Origin of the sequence: Pseudidiomarina sp. (genome assembly GCF_048267825.1) — a bacterium.
Taxonomy (GTDB): Bacteria; Pseudomonadota; Gammaproteobacteria; order Enterobacterales; family Alteromonadaceae; genus Pseudidiomarina.
The window spans coordinates 482,993-496,618 of record NZ_JBLWWR010000001.1 but is presented as its reverse complement, the minus strand read 5'-3'; the positions used below and the strand labels follow the sequence as shown (position 1 = coordinate 496,618).

The 13,626-nt window shown below is 46.7% G+C and carries 17 protein-coding genes and 1 other RNA gene; 16 read left to right on the top strand and 2 right to left on the bottom strand.

The annotated features are described in order from the left end of the window. The gene (locus tag ACN0UN_RS02555) at positions 1-1,116 is read right to left on the bottom strand and encodes a methyltransferase (RefSeq protein ID WP_417658582.1); all 1,116 of its coding nucleotides are present in this window, start codon (positions 1,114-1,116) and stop codon (positions 1-3) included. A 324-nt stretch (positions 1,117-1,440) separates the two neighbouring features. Here ACN0UN_RS02555 and ACN0UN_RS02550 point away from each other — a divergent pair, with 324 nt between their 5' ends. The 4 genes from ACN0UN_RS02550 (at position 1,441) to ACN0UN_RS02535 (ending at position 4,735) form a co-directional block, all read left to right on the top strand. Further along, entirely contained in the window at positions 1,441-2,532 is a 1,092-nt protein-coding gene (locus ACN0UN_RS02550; protein WP_417658581.1) for a ketoacyl-ACP synthase III, read from the top strand. Beyond that, the gene (locus ACN0UN_RS02545; protein ID WP_417658580.1) at positions 2,525-3,271 is read left to right on the top strand and encodes an enoyl-CoA hydratase/isomerase family protein; all 747 of its coding nucleotides are present in this window, start codon (positions 2,525-2,527) and stop codon (positions 3,269-3,271) included. Before ACN0UN_RS02550 ends, ACN0UN_RS02545 begins: the two co-directional genes overlap by 8 nt. Before the next feature lie 88 nt (positions 3,272-3,359). Then, positions 3,360-3,457, top strand: an RNA gene (gene ffs, locus ACN0UN_RS02540) — signal recognition particle sRNA small type. A 183-nt stretch (positions 3,458-3,640) separates the two neighbouring features. Further along, positions 3,641-4,735 carry a tryptophan 2,3-dioxygenase family protein gene (locus ACN0UN_RS02535; protein WP_128351021.1) on the top strand — a complete coding sequence of 365 codons (1,095 nt, stop codon included), beginning with the start codon at positions 3,641-3,643 and terminating at the stop codon, positions 4,733-4,735. On the opposite strand, the gene priC is transcribed toward ACN0UN_RS02535, so the two are convergent. Beyond that, the gene (gene priC, locus ACN0UN_RS02530; protein WP_128351020.1) at positions 4,736-5,026 is read right to left on the bottom strand and encodes a primosomal replication protein PriC; all 291 of its coding nucleotides are present in this window, start codon (positions 5,024-5,026) and stop codon (positions 4,736-4,738) included. 362 nt (positions 5,027-5,388) lie between these two features. Between priC and ACN0UN_RS02525 the strand changes: the two genes are divergently transcribed. From ACN0UN_RS02525 to ACN0UN_RS02470, 12 genes are all read left to right on the top strand, one after another. After that, a complete protein-coding gene (locus ACN0UN_RS02525; protein WP_128351019.1) occupies positions 5,389-6,171 on the top strand; it encodes a DUF3450 domain-containing protein in 783 nt (260 codons plus the stop codon). Further along, positions 6,168-7,529, top strand: a complete 1,362-nt coding sequence (locus ACN0UN_RS02520; protein ID WP_417658579.1) for a MotA/TolQ/ExbB proton channel family protein — start codon at positions 6,168-6,170, stop codon at positions 7,527-7,529. The genes ACN0UN_RS02525 and ACN0UN_RS02520 overlap by 4 nt, the downstream gene beginning before the upstream one ends. Before the next feature lie 4 nt (positions 7,530-7,533). Next, positions 7,534-8,058 (top strand): MotA/TolQ/ExbB proton channel family protein, encoded by a 525-nt coding sequence (locus ACN0UN_RS02515; protein WP_128351017.1) that lies wholly within the window; start codon positions 7,534-7,536, stop codon positions 8,056-8,058. Positions 8,059-8,070: 12 nt separating this feature from the next. Continuing rightward, entirely contained in the window at positions 8,071-8,472 is a 402-nt protein-coding gene (locus ACN0UN_RS02510) for an ExbD/TolR family protein (protein WP_092855554.1), read from the top strand. A 1-nt stretch (position 8,473) separates the two neighbouring features. Beyond that, positions 8,474-9,085: an energy transducer TonB gene (locus tag ACN0UN_RS02505; protein WP_417658578.1), complete on the top strand. Its 612-nt coding sequence runs from the start codon at positions 8,474-8,476 to the stop codon at positions 9,083-9,085. A gap of 3 nt (positions 9,086-9,088) precedes the next feature. Next, positions 9,089-10,396: a tetratricopeptide repeat protein gene (locus ACN0UN_RS02500; RefSeq protein ID WP_417658577.1), complete on the top strand. Its 1,308-nt coding sequence runs from the start codon at positions 9,089-9,091 to the stop codon at positions 10,394-10,396. A gap of 148 nt (positions 10,397-10,544) precedes the next feature. Further along, positions 10,545-10,931, top strand: coding sequence for a hypothetical protein (locus tag ACN0UN_RS02495; protein ID WP_417658576.1), 387 nt, complete (start codon positions 10,545-10,547; stop codon positions 10,929-10,931). Continuing rightward, positions 10,919-11,722: a DUF692 domain-containing protein gene (locus ACN0UN_RS02490; protein ID WP_417658575.1), complete on the top strand. Its 804-nt coding sequence runs from the start codon at positions 10,919-10,921 to the stop codon at positions 11,720-11,722. Before ACN0UN_RS02495 ends, ACN0UN_RS02490 begins: the two co-directional genes overlap by 13 nt. 8 nt (positions 11,723-11,730) lie before the next feature. Continuing rightward, positions 11,731-12,492, top strand: a complete 762-nt coding sequence (locus ACN0UN_RS02485; protein ID WP_417658574.1) for a DNA-binding domain-containing protein — start codon at positions 11,731-11,733, stop codon at positions 12,490-12,492. 45 nt (positions 12,493-12,537) lie between these two features. After that, on the top strand, positions 12,538-12,663 hold the full coding sequence (locus ACN0UN_RS02480; protein WP_281277708.1) for a hypothetical protein: 126 nt from the start codon (positions 12,538-12,540) through the stop codon (positions 12,661-12,663). Between the two features lie 24 nt (positions 12,664-12,687). Further along, positions 12,688-13,083 (top strand): response regulator, encoded by a 396-nt coding sequence (locus ACN0UN_RS02475; protein ID WP_417658573.1) that lies wholly within the window; start codon positions 12,688-12,690, stop codon positions 13,081-13,083. A gap of 8 nt (positions 13,084-13,091) precedes the next feature. Beyond that, entirely contained in the window at positions 13,092-13,610 is a 519-nt protein-coding gene (locus tag ACN0UN_RS02470) for an adenine phosphoribosyltransferase (protein WP_417658572.1), read from the top strand. Positions 13,611-13,626: the final 16 nt, after the last annotated feature.

Here is a 13,626-nt window from a genome sequence, read left to right as displayed (position 1 = left end):
TTAACCCCGAGCCTTAAAAATCACGAATTTACTGTTCTGTGCCACTTGGTGCACAGACTTAAACAAGCGCTTTAGTGGTTGATAATACGGTAGATGACGGTTTGCCACTACCCAAAGTTCCCCACCTTTACGCAAAACTCGCTTACTGTCCCGAAACATTTGTCGTGCGATATGTTCCGTCACCGCATGCTCTTGGTGGAATGGCGGATTACATACTATCAGGTCAGCACTTTGGTCGGCGCTGTGCGCCAGGCAATCATCAACCTCCGCCTGATACTGATTGGCAGCGGCGTTGGGCAGATTTGTTTTAATATTACGCAACGTGGAAGCTATGGCCAAAAAGGACTCATCAACCCATGTGACCTGACTGCTTGGTGAAAGGCGTGCGTAATGCAAGCCAAGCACACCATTGCCACAGCCAAGATCAATTGCGTGCTCGACACCCGCTGCGGGCATGTGTTCAAGTAAAAAGCGTGCGCCAATATCCAATTGATTACGGGCGAATACACCGGCATGATGGTGTAGGGTTAACTGAAACTCAGGTAACTCCCAACTACTCATAAAGCGCTCGGGATCAAGCCCTACGGCGCGCGTTTTAGCACTGACCGTGCGGCATTTTTTTTGAATTAACGAGACATCAACATCACTACAATATTGCTCAAACAAGCTGCGTACAGCTGGTGTCAGTAACTTACTTTTGGCTGCCGCGAATAGCTGGGTGTTTTCAGGTAGCTCTGCGGCCAGTTTTGCCAATTGAAATTCAAGCAAGCTTAAGCTTTTTGGAATTTTAAGATAAATCACATCCGTGGTATCGGGCAGAGTATCCAGTGGTGAGATTGCTGATAGCGTTTCAGGTAAGTTGTTATGTCGCAGGTTATGATGCCATGCACAATGGCTGACGTATGAGTCGCTCAGGCTGGTCACATCCAGCCCCGCAAAGGGGACCAACAGGGCGCCCCATTGATCGTTAATGAGCAGTGGGCGCTGATCATCGCGCTGAGCAATGATTTGATGCAACAATTCATCAGCTGCATCCCAGGCTTGCAGGGTATCTGCAGTGCGCGGGGGAAAACGATTGAGTTGCCAAGTGCCGGCAGGGCTATGTAGTGTTGTCATTTGCTCGTTAATCGTTATTGGTTATTAGTTATTGGTTATTGGTTATTGGTTATTAGTTATTAGTGTCTATGTTTTTACGAACAACGACAAGCGCAGCGATCGAATAACGAACAACGGTTTTTTTCGAATAACGACAAGCGTAGCGATCGAATAACGAACAACGGTTTTTTTCGAATAACGACAAGCGTAGCGATCGAATAACGAACAACGGTTTTTATCGAATAACGAATAACGGTTTTAGGCTTTTCAATTGGTCGGACATTTCAGACGGAAACATTCGTGCTATGATAGCGAAAAACGACCCGTGACTATAGGTTTTAACACGTGAAAAAATATGCAGAAATTACCGGCTGGGGTAAGTGTTTGCCACCTGCTGTGATGACCAATGATGATTTAGCAACCTTTTTAGAAACTTCTGACGAGTGGATTCGTAGCCGTACGGGCATCGAAGAACGCCGTGTCAGTGAGGTCGGCACCTCCAAATTAGCAACGGTTGCGGCACGCAACGCGTTAGCAGCCGCTGGCCTTGATGCAAATGACATCGACCTTATTATTGTTGGCACCTGCACACCGGATGAAATTATTCCAAATGTAGCGTCAGCGGTACAACGCGATTTAGGCAACAAACATGCTGCCGCGTTTGACTTGAATGCTGCGTGTAGCAGCTTTTTATACGGAATGCATTTTGCTACACAAGCTATTCGCACCGGGGCGCACAAAAAAGTACTGATTATTGGTGCTGAACGCTTGACTCGAATTTTAGACTGGACCAAACGTGAAAGTGCAGTGCTGTTTGGTGATGGCGCTGGTGCAATGGTGCTTGAGGCCAGTGACCAAGAATCGGGCTTGCTGGCATCACACGTTACGTGTGACGCTGATGCGCGCGACGTTTTAGCACTCGAGTTTGGCATGAGTTTCGACCGCTTTGGATTTGACGGTATTATGCCGTTTAACTTTATTGGTCAGGAAATCTTCAAGCGCGCAGTCAAAGGCATGAACACAGCCGTTGAAAAAGTTTTTGAAGAAACGGGCTTAACGACAGACGATATTGATTCACTGATTCCGCATCAGGCAAATAAGCGTCTGATCGATTACCTTGCTAAAATGTGCAACGTACCTGAAGAAAAAACTGTTATAAATATTCAAAAATACGGGAATACCTCGTCTGCAACGTTGCCAATAGCGTTTTGCGAAGCCGTTGAACAGGGCATTGTTAAGCCCGGTGACACCATTGTATCTGCGGTATTTGGCGGTGGTTTAACCTGTGGTGCTGGTATTATCAAATGGGGTCAACGGGTAACACCACTGCGCGACAATACAGAAACCTTGCCGAGTAATGGTAAGTCAGCACTGGATTTGATTGTGCCTTTATACGAAGGCACCAAAGTAGCGTGGGAAAAACGCGGCGATGAGTAACTTGGTTAAAGAAGAAGTTCGTAATAATGTGCTTTGGTTGACATTAGCGCGCCCAGAAAAGAAGAATGCGTTAACCGCAGAAATGTACACGGTGTTGAGTGCGGCATTACAGGCCGCTGATCGTGACGGTAAAATTGCTGCAGTGGTATTAACTGGCGAAGGTGACAGTTTCACCGCGGGTAACGACCTTCATGACTTTCTGGCTATTGAAGATCTCGATGATAGCGCACCACCGTTTGAATTTCTTTATACCTTAAGCCGCTTAAGTGTGCCTTTAGTGGCTGGTGTGAATGGGTTAGCCATAGGCATTGGCACCACCATTTTACTGCACTGTGATTTGGTTTATGCAAGCACAGACGCGGTATTCGCATTGCCTTTCATAAATCTCGGCTTAGTACCGGAAGCCGCTTCAAGTATGCTGTTACCGCAACAATGTGGTCACCTGCGGGCGTCGGAGCTATTGCTGCTTGGTGAGAATTTTGATGCCAGTGCCGCACTCGCTTATGGTTTGGTCAATAAAGTTGTTGCGCCAGATGAGCTAAACAATACGCTTGAGCAAGTAGCCCAAGCTTTGGCGAGTAAACCGCATGGCGGATTACGTGCAGCCAAAAAATTAATTAAGCAGCCGGCAGAGCCGGTTGCCGACAGAATAGAGCGCGAAGCGAAGATATTTGCTCGTGCACTGAGTTCTGATGCCGCTCGCAAAGCCATTGCTGAGCGTCTAAATCGCAAAAAATAGCCATATCCGCTTAATTTCTCAGCAGTCGGTTGCACTTGCCTTGCGAGTGCGCTGCCTTTAAGGGATAATGCCGCCGTTATGGTGACCTCATTGGTCCCCCCGCAACACTAACTGGTGAAATCGGTCAGGCCCGGAAGGGAGCAGCCGTAGTCAGGGATGTGGGTGCCGGGGTGCTGGCTGGTGAGGTCGCCACCCATCTTTTTGAAAGCGTTATTCGTTATTCGTTATTCGTTATTCGTTAATCGTTAATCGTTATTCGATCGCTACGCTTGTCGTTGTTCGCAAAAAACTACACACTAAAGCAAAGGCGTTATTCGAATAACCAATAACGAATAACCAATAACGATTAACGAACAACGAGATTTCCCCATGCCTAAGAATGTGAAGCCGGTATATTACGGCGACTACCTAAAGCTCGATAAATTATTAGACGCGCAACAGCCACACAGCAAAATGTATGGGCCAGAAGCCCATGACGAAATGCTCTTCATCATCGTACATCAAGTGTATGAACTCTGGTTTAAGCAGGTATTGCACGAATTACGCGCAATTCATAAAGAATTTAGCCAGGAACAACTCGATGACCGTGCATTACAACTTGTTGCACATCGACTTCGTCGCATTTTAACCATTCAAGATTTAATGAATGATCAGGTCGGCGTGATTGAAACCATGACCCCGCAGGAGTTCCTTGAGTTCCGCGACTATTTGGTGCCAGCTTCAGGCTTTCAAAGCATTCAATTTAAGGAGCTTGAGATTATTCTCGGGCTCACCCGCAATACGCGCATCGCTTTTGATCAACAGTCTTTCTATAACCGCCTAAATGACGAGCATCGCGCCTATTTAGAGGAGTTGGAGCAGCATCCGAATCTGTTTGATCGGGTTGATGAATGGCTTTCTCGCATGCCGTTTTTACAGTTTGAAGACTTTAGTTTTTGGGAAGTTTATCAGGCAGCCGTGAAGCGTTCACTCGACCATGATGAAGAAATCATTCGACAAAATGCAGCGGATGAAAAACAGTTGGAGACCGAATTAGCTGGTCTACAAGCGAATCGGGAGAATTTTTCAGCACTGTTTGATAACGAAAGTTATAAAGCGTTACAAGAAGATAACCGGGTACGTCTTTCGCAAAAAGCCATGTTAAGTGCACTATTTATTACGCAATATCGCGAAGAACCGGCGTTTCATCTTGCGCATCAAGTTATCACGTCGCTGGCCGAGATGGATGAGAAGCTCACAATTTGGCGTTATAAACATGCAATGATGGTGCAGCGCATGCTCGGTACAAAAATAGGTACGGGTGGGTCGTCAGGGCATGATTATCTGCGCCGTACAACCGAGCAGAATAGGGTGTTTAAAGACTTCTTCGCCATGGCTACTTACTTGTTACCGAAAAGCGCGTTACCGCAACTGCCTGAATCTGTGCGCAAAGCATTAGGTTTTTATTTTCGACATGAATCATGATTATAAGCGTTGTTCATGCCAGCGTACTGCCTGATGTAAGGCGCTGAGCTGGTGCGCTACCCGTTCCGACAACCACTGGCTACGCGCCGTGGTTGTTGGGTTGGTTAAACTACGAAGGTGTTGACGCAATTCGCTAATATAGTCAGCTGGCGTGGTTGCATCTTGGCTGAATAACTGTGAGTCAAACCAATCCGAAAACTGTTCCTCATTGATATTCAAACGTTTTATGCGCTGCTCAAGCGCATTTATTTCGGCTTCGATGCGCTCTTTTAATGTAGGGTTTAATGTCATTGGTGCGCGGCTTCGGTTTTGGCGTATAATTGCGTTGAGTCTACCGCATTCTTCTGGGCACGCCCAACTGAACTTTTCGGGAATAAGTTAGCTCTAATAGTTATGCATAAATTAAGTGCTTTTATGCACTACTGTTAATATACTGTAAACGAGACTTTAACGGCATTTAGTGTAATTTTATACCGCTTTCGGTAGTTGACATTGTCGCGCCGATCGTGGGAGTATTAATTTCATTATTACCGCAGAATTACACGCGGTAATAGCTGCAAGTGTTGATTAAACTCTTTTCGTCACTCAAATAACTGGGAGGCTGGCGACTTAGTGTCGTTGAGCTTAAAGTTAAGTCAAATTGGTTGGGAACTATGGCCAAAGTAATCAATAAAAGCAAAATTGCTGCAGCCCTAGTCGGGATGTACGTAATTGCAGGTAGCACGACAGTAGCTGCCCAAGACGTTTCTTCGCTACAAAACGAAGAAGCTAAAATTCACACCGCTGATAAGCGGTCTCAGCAAAAAATCGATTCTTTGTTCGAACAGAGCCAAGAGTTGTTATATGAGTACCGTGCAGTTGTAGACGAATACGAAAACTTAAAAGTTTACAATGATCACGTTCAGCGTTTAGTTGATGATCAAAATGCATCACTGGCTTCTCTACAGCGCCAGATCGACGGCATCGAAGCAACCAAGCAAGGCGTGGTTCCTTTAATGTACAACATGATCGACGCTTTGGAGCAGTTTGTGGAGCTGGATCTTCCAATTCACAAAGAGCGCCGTTTGGCTCGTGTTGAGCGTTTACGCGACATCATGAGTGACTCAAACGTAACGACTTCTGAGCAGTTCCGTCAGATCACTGAAGCTTATCAAGCTGAAATGGACTACGGCGCAGGTCTTATCGCATATGAAGGCAAGCTGCAATTCGAAGGTGAAGAAATCTCTGTAGACTTCTTCCACTTAGGTCGTGCAGCGCTTATGGCTCAATCTTTGGACCTGAAAAACGGTTGGATTTACAACAAAGAAAACAACACTTGGGAAGCTTTAGATGATGCTTACCTTGGTGCTTTGACCAAAGCGATTCGTATGGCGCGGAAACAAACCGCACCAGATCTGATTAAACTGCCTATCTATGCAGCGGAGCGTGCAGAATGAACAAACTAGTGAAATCTTTGCTGGTCGCAGCAGCATTCTCATTATCAGCTGGCGCGAGCTCTGCTTACGCGCAGGATAACGCGAAATCACTAGACCAATTACTTGACCTAGTGAAGCAAAATCGTGCGGCGTCTCAGCGCATTAATGCTGAGCGTGAAGCCGAGTTCACTTCAGAGCGTGCTGACAAGCAAGCTTTGTTGAACCAAGCTCAACGTCAATTAGCAAACGAGCAAGCGCGCGGTGAACGCCTGCAAGCTGAGTTTGCTGAAAATGAAATCTCACTCGCGAACAAAGAACAAGAGCTGCAAAATGCACTTGGTACTTTGGGTGAAATCGTGGGTGTTGCACGTGGTGCAGCCAGTGACACAATCGGCCGTATCGCGACTTCAATCGTAAGCTCTCAGTATCCAGGTCGTGAAGACGTGTTGGAAACGATTGCTGAAGCGAAAGAAGTACCAACTATCGCAGAACTTGAAGAACTGTGGTTAGCTTGGTTAACAGAAATGAAAGAGTCAGGCCGAGTTGTTACTTTCAACAGTGACGTAACTCTGCTAGACGGTTCAAGCGAAAACCGTGACGTAACGCGTATTGGTGTATTTAACCTGATTTCACAGGGCGAATACTTCAACTACAACGACCAAGCTGAAGAAATTCAGCCGTTAGGTCGTCAGCCTGAAGGCTACGTGTTATCAACTGTTGAAGCGTTTGAAAGCACTGAATCTGGTTACGAAGGTTTATATATTGACCCAGCACGTGGTCAAATCCTGAACCTGGCAACTCAGAAAGCAACTCTCGAAGAGCGTTATCACCAAGGTGGTACAGTTGGTTACGTAATCACTGTTGCGCTTATCGTTGGTTTCTTGATTGCAATCTACAAGTTCATCACCTTAGGTTTGGAAGGTGCGAAGATGCGTTCACAGTTGCGTAATACTGAGAATCCATCTGACAAAAACGCACTTGGCCGTATCCTGAAGGTGTATCAAGAGAACAAAGGTGCAGACACTGAAAACCTTGAACTGAAACTTGACGAAGCTATCTTGCGTGAAACACCACGTATCGATGCCGGCGTTAACATCATCAAGATTTTGGCAGCTATCGCTCCGCTATTAGGTCTCTTGGGTACAGTTGTTGGTATGATCGGTACCTTCCAGTCCATCACATTGTTTGGTACTGGTGATCCGAAAATCATGGCGGGTGACATCTCAATGGCGTTGGTTACAACTGCATTGGGTCTGATTGCTGCACTGCCATTGATTCTTGTCCACGCGATTGTGGCAGGACGTGCTAAGTCTATCGTACACGTACTAGACGAGCAGGCTGCAGGTATCGTCGCCGCGCATGCGGAGAAGAAGGAGTAATCCTATGGTATACCTGATGGAGCTTTGGGAATCTATCAGGGATTTTCTGGGTACCGGTGGCGACGTATTATTCGTCGTCATGGGGGCGCTCTTCCTCATGTGGGTTCTCATGATCGAGCGCTTTTGGTTCCTTACCGGGGTGTTCCCGAAGATGAAGCAAGATATCATCGATCGTTGGAACGCCCGGGAAGATACCACCTCTTGGTACGCTCATAAAATCCGTGATGCATGGATTTCTGAAGCCAACGAAAAGCTAAATGCGCGTATATTGTTGATCAAAACCTGCGTTGCGATTTGTCCGTTAATCGGACTACTCGGTACTGTAACCGGTATGATTGCTGTATTTGAAATCATGGCGGTACAAGGTACTGGTAACCCACGCTTAATGGCGTCGGGTATTTCGATGGCGACTATCCCGACAATGGCGGGTATGGTTGCAGCATTGTCAGGAATGTTCTTTGCTTCTCGCCTTGAAACACGGGTGCGTCGAGCTAAAGAAAAATTGGTCGACAGTTTGCCACATCATTAAGAGAGAAGAATTATGGCACGTAAACGTTTTCGTGAAGAGGAAGATGCAGCGATCGATATGACGCCGATGCTCGACATCGTATTCATCATGTTGATCTTCTTCATCGTAACCACCTCTTTCGTAAAAGAAGCTGGTATTGACGTGAACAAGCCAGAAGCAAGTCAGGCAGAAAAGAAACCTTCTGCAAACATCTTCATCGCGATTCGTGCGAATGGCGAAGTGTGGATGGACAAGCGTATGGTTGATGTTGAACGCGTAGGCGCCAACATTGAACGTCTATTGGCAGAACAGCCAACTGATATCGTAGTGATTCAGGCGGACAAAGAAGCCAAGCATGGTGTTGTCGTTAAAGTCATGGATCAAATTAAGGAAGCGGGTATTGACAAGATATCCATAGCCGCAGAGGACGATTAATATGGTGCGCTTTATAGTATCAATACTATTAGGTGCTGCAGCTACGTTCCTTCTGTTCGCTTTCATGGCTTTTTTGATTAGCGGCGGTGAGGGACGTAACGAAGGTCCACCACCGACTGCACCGATTGAACTCGTAACAACGCCACCGGATTCGGATGTGGATCAGCGTCGTCGTACGCCACCACCACCTCCGCCTCCGCCTCAGCAACCGCCTGAGACTCCGCCAAACGAGCCTGATACGTCAGACTCTGATGGTATGAATCTTGACCTCGGTTTTGATGTCGATGTCGGTGGTACTGATACCGGCCTTAACGCTGGTGGTTTAGCGGTTCGAGATGGCGAAGCAACACCAATAGTTCGTATCAACCCGCGCTATCCACCTGCAGCTGCACGTGATGGTATTCAGGGTTGGGTGCAATTGCGCTTCACGATTGACGAATCCGGCGGTGTAACTGATGTTGAAGTTATTGACTCAGAACCACGTCGTGTATTCGACCAGGAAGCTCGTCGCGCGCTGTTGCGTTGGAAATATAAGCCGAAAGTAGTTGATGGCAAGCCTGTACGTCAGACTGGCCAGACTGTTCAGCTTGATTTCACGTTGGATCAGGAGTAATCGATGATGCACAAAAAACTCACAACATTACTTAGTGCGAGTGTATTGTGTACTGTGATGGCAGTCGCATCTGCGCCTGCTGCTTCACAAGAAATCAATTACAACTTGCCTTCTGCGGAAGCTGTGGAAGCAGCCAAGCAGAGCCGACGTAATCAAACGGTAAGCGAACGAGTTGGTCGTCGATTGATGACTGCACTTGACTTGTACACCGAAGAAGAAGATACAAAAGGCGCTATCGCTATCTTGGAAGAAATTGATCCGAGTAGTGAGTTTGACACCGCTTATTTGAATCGTTTTCTTGGTAACTTGTACGCCGCAGACAACCAAGTTGAGAAAGCTTTTGACCTCGTCAAAAAAGCTGCTGATGCAGACGTTCTCGGCTTTGGTGACCAAGCTCTGGTATTAAAGTTAACCGCCGACCTTGCACTTCAGTCTGAAGAGTATCGTACAGCGTTAACCTATTACGGACGTTGGTTGCAGTTTACGGGTGAAGCTGATCCGGATGTGTTTTTGCGTATTGCCAATGCTTATTATGAGCTGAAGCAATTTGAAAAAATTGTTCGCCCTGCTGATTTAGCTATTGCAGCTTATGAAGCCGAAGGTGAATTCAACAAAAACCCATACGTATTGAAAGTTGCCGCGTATTACGAAACTGAAAACTACCGCGAAGCTATCAAGGTACTTGAAGTCGGTTTGAACAAACTGCCAACTGAGAAAGTTTGGTGGAGTCAGCTTGGTATGTTGTACATGCTGACCGAGCAAATCGATAAGGCCTTGCAGACGTTGGAAATCTCGTACTTGGCAGGTTACATGGATAAGGAAAGCCAGATAAAGGCGCTTATTCAATTGTATGCCAACTCGCAGATTCCTCACAAAGCAGCAACGCTTATGGTGAAACACTTAAATGCGGGCGATATTGAAAAAACCGCACGTAATTATCAAAGTGCCGCCAGTAGTTTTGAGCAAGCTCGTGAATATTCGCAAGCAGCTGCAATGTACGGTCTCTCTGCTGAATTGCAGGAAACTCAAGCAGAAAAAGCTGAATTCTATCGTCGCCAAGGTACTGCGTACCTGCGTGCCGAGGAATACTCAAAAGCAGCCGATTCATTCTTGAGAGCGCTAGACTTAGGCATCGAAGAAAAAGGTCGTGTCTACATGTCGCTTACTGAAGCTTACTTCTATGACAACAACTTCCGCGAAGCGCTGAAGTCGGTTCAAGAAGCTAAGAAATCGAGCGATCAGCGTCGCAACGCAGTTAGCTGGGAACAGTATATTCGCCAAAAAGCGTCTAATCGTGGCGTCTCGCTTTAATTAGCGTCGAACGCAGCACAAATAAAGAAATTGTAAAACCCCGCTTTTTTGCGGGGTTTTTTGTTTTTGGTGAACTATTCTTATTGAAGACACGTTTCTATAGAAAGTGTTAGTCTAGTTAGACAGAACAAACCAAGAGGAAAAAATCATGAAAGCCATGAAAAAATCAGTATCCGTTGCAGTAGGCGCATTGTTGGTAAGTGCAGCGGGCGCAACAGCGTCTGCGTCAGCGAATCCATTTGGCTATGCAGAACTTGCTGGTGGCTATCAACAAGAACAGCAGCAACAACAGGAAATGCGTTGTGGCGCTGATAAAGATAAAGCCAAAATGCAAGAAGAAGGCAAGTGTGGCGAAAAAGCCAAAGAAAAAGCCAAGATGAAAGAAGAAGGCAAGTGCGGCGAGGGCAAATGCGGTGAAGGCAAATGCGGCGGCGACAAAGCTAAAGAAAAAGAAAAGGCAGCTGAAAAAGCTAAAATGAAAGAAGAAGGTAAGTGTGGCGAAGGCAAATGCGGTGAAGGGAAGTGCGGCGCATAGTAGGTCTTGGCTTACGGCGGGAGTTTTTGCAGGACGTATTGCAACAAACGCCCGCCGTTGATTTTTGGGAGCTTGCACCAGAGAACTGGCTTGATCGTGGTTATGAAGCCACGTATCAGCTTGATCGCATTCGTGAACAGTACCCAATCAGTTGTCACGGGTTGTCACTCTCAATTGGCAGCCCTGATCCGCTTGACGAGAAATTTGTTCTTCGGGTTAAGGAGTTTCTTGATCGCTTCAAAATTGAGCGTTATAGCGAACACCTGAGTTATTGCTCGGCAGAGGGGCATCTGTATGACTTGCTACCGATTCCGTTTAGTGAAGAAGCGGCTGATTATGTGGCTGGTCGCGTTCGTCGGGTACAAGAGCTTATTGAACGGCCTTTGGTGCTCGAAAATGTTTCTTACTACACACCCGCAGCGACAGATATCTCCGAATTGGAATTTATTAACCGCGTGTTGGAGAAGTCAGGCTGCGAGTTGCTATTGGATGTGAATAACGTATTCGTTAATAGCGTAAACCATAATTATGACCCGCAGGAATTTATCCGTGGGCTACCAACCGAACGTATCACCTATGGGCATATTGCCGGCCACTTTGAAGAAGCACCGGACTTATTAATCGATACCCATGGCGCCGATATCCGACAGGAAGTTTTCGACTTAATGACGTATGCATATCAACAACACGGTGAATTTCCGATGTTGCTTGAGCGTGATTTTAATGTGCCACCACTCGCGACCTTGTTGCAGGAAGTGGATGCCGTAAAAGCGATAGCTGCCAAGGCTTAAACCCAGTTATGTCTGACTTTAAACGTATTCAACTTCAGTGGGCCGCGTGGCTTCGAGAGCCAGGTTCAGCTGCACCGCCTGAGGCCGAGCAAAGGCGCTTAGCTGTCTATCAGCGTTTGGTTCGCAATAACATCGACGGATTTATTGCCCGGGGCTTTCCGGTGTTGAAGTCGGTGTTAAGCGAGCAATATTGGCAGCTTTTGGTCGACGATTTTATTGCGAAACACCGCGCAAAATCGCCACTGTTTGCGGAGATAGGCACCGAGTTTGTAACGTTTATTGCCAACTATGACGCCTCGTGGCTACCCCCCTTTAGCTATCAGTTGGCGGTGTACGAGAGGATGGAGCTTGATGCGTACCATTATTCCGAGACGTGTCGTGCAGCGCCTGCATCGCGTGCTATCGAGGAACTTACCTGGCGCGTGAATCCATCGTTAACGTGGCATGCATTTGATTATCCGGTGCATACCATCGCGGCCGACAACGTTCCACACGAACCCCTTGAAACGCCAGTTTTTTTAGCGGTATATCGGGTCGATGAAGACGAGGAACGCCACTTCAGTTCACGTGTCAAATTTATGCAACTTAATCCTGTTACAATGTTGCTGGTAGACTATTTACAGCAGCACCCCAGCCAGAGTTTGGCGGAGATAGCAGAAGCATTAGCACAGCAACTGCCACAATTTAATCAGTCGCAGCTCTATCAAGGTCTGGTGAATACGGTTCCGGATTTATACCAAAGAGCTATGTTGTTCCCATCGGCCAATTAAAGTATGATCCGCACCGCAAAATATTAGTCAGTGAGGATGTATTTTATGGCACATGATCAAAACTTCCGTGATGAATCGGGCGTAAAAATGGGCTGGCTTGCGGTAGTTGTATTCGTTGCAGTTCCAGTGTTACCTGCGGTACTCGCATGGTACAAATTCTTTTCAGCGTAAGCTGTTACGTTAAAAAGGCACGTTATGTCACTTCAATTATTGCTGGTTGAGGATAAGCCAGCGACGCGGGATCAACTTGTTCAAGTTATCGAACAAAGCCCGTTTACGATAAGTTGCGCCAATGATGGCCTTGACGGCTTAAATCGTAGTAAAAGCCATCATTTTGATGTGGTGTTGGTTGATCATAAAATGCCCCTAATGGACGGCTTGTCTTTAATAAAAAGCCTGCGCCAAATAGAGCAGTATCAACAAACCCCTATTATTTTGATGACCACACAAGATGCGTCGCAGGTGCAGCCGTTAGCTGACAAAGCGGGCGCGAACTTGTGCCTTCCTAAACCTGTTGATGCAAAACGCTTGCTTGGTTTGTTAACTGATTTAGCGGCAGCTACAGGTGAACCACAACAGACAACTGCCTGAGACATTTAATGCAGATAGCTGACTATATTCGAGCCATACCGGACTACCCGAAGCCGGGTATTATCTTTCGCGATATTACGCCATTATTGGCCGATGGCGCGGCGTTTCGCGAAACCATTGACGTACTTGCTAGGCGGTATCGTGATCAAGATGTTACCAAAATTGTCGGAATTGAAGCGCGCGGTTTTATCTTCGCAACTGCACTGGCGTACGCAATGGGCGTAGGTTTTGTTCCGTTACGCAAACCGGGTAAGTTGCCACGCAAGATAGTGTCGCAAGCTTACGCGTTAGAGTACGGCGAAGACACCCTTGAGCTACACGCAGAAGACATCACTGCAGCTGATCGGATTGTTGTTATCGATGATTTATTAGCAACTGGGGGCACAATTTTGGCTGCTGTCGAGATGCTAAAAAAGCAACAAGCAACCATTATTGAATGCGCTTTCGTGATTACCTTAAACGACTTACCAGGTGCCCGGCGATTAGAACAAGCAGCGATTCCATACTATACCCTGTGCTCTTTTTAAGGTAAGTTAATTGCTT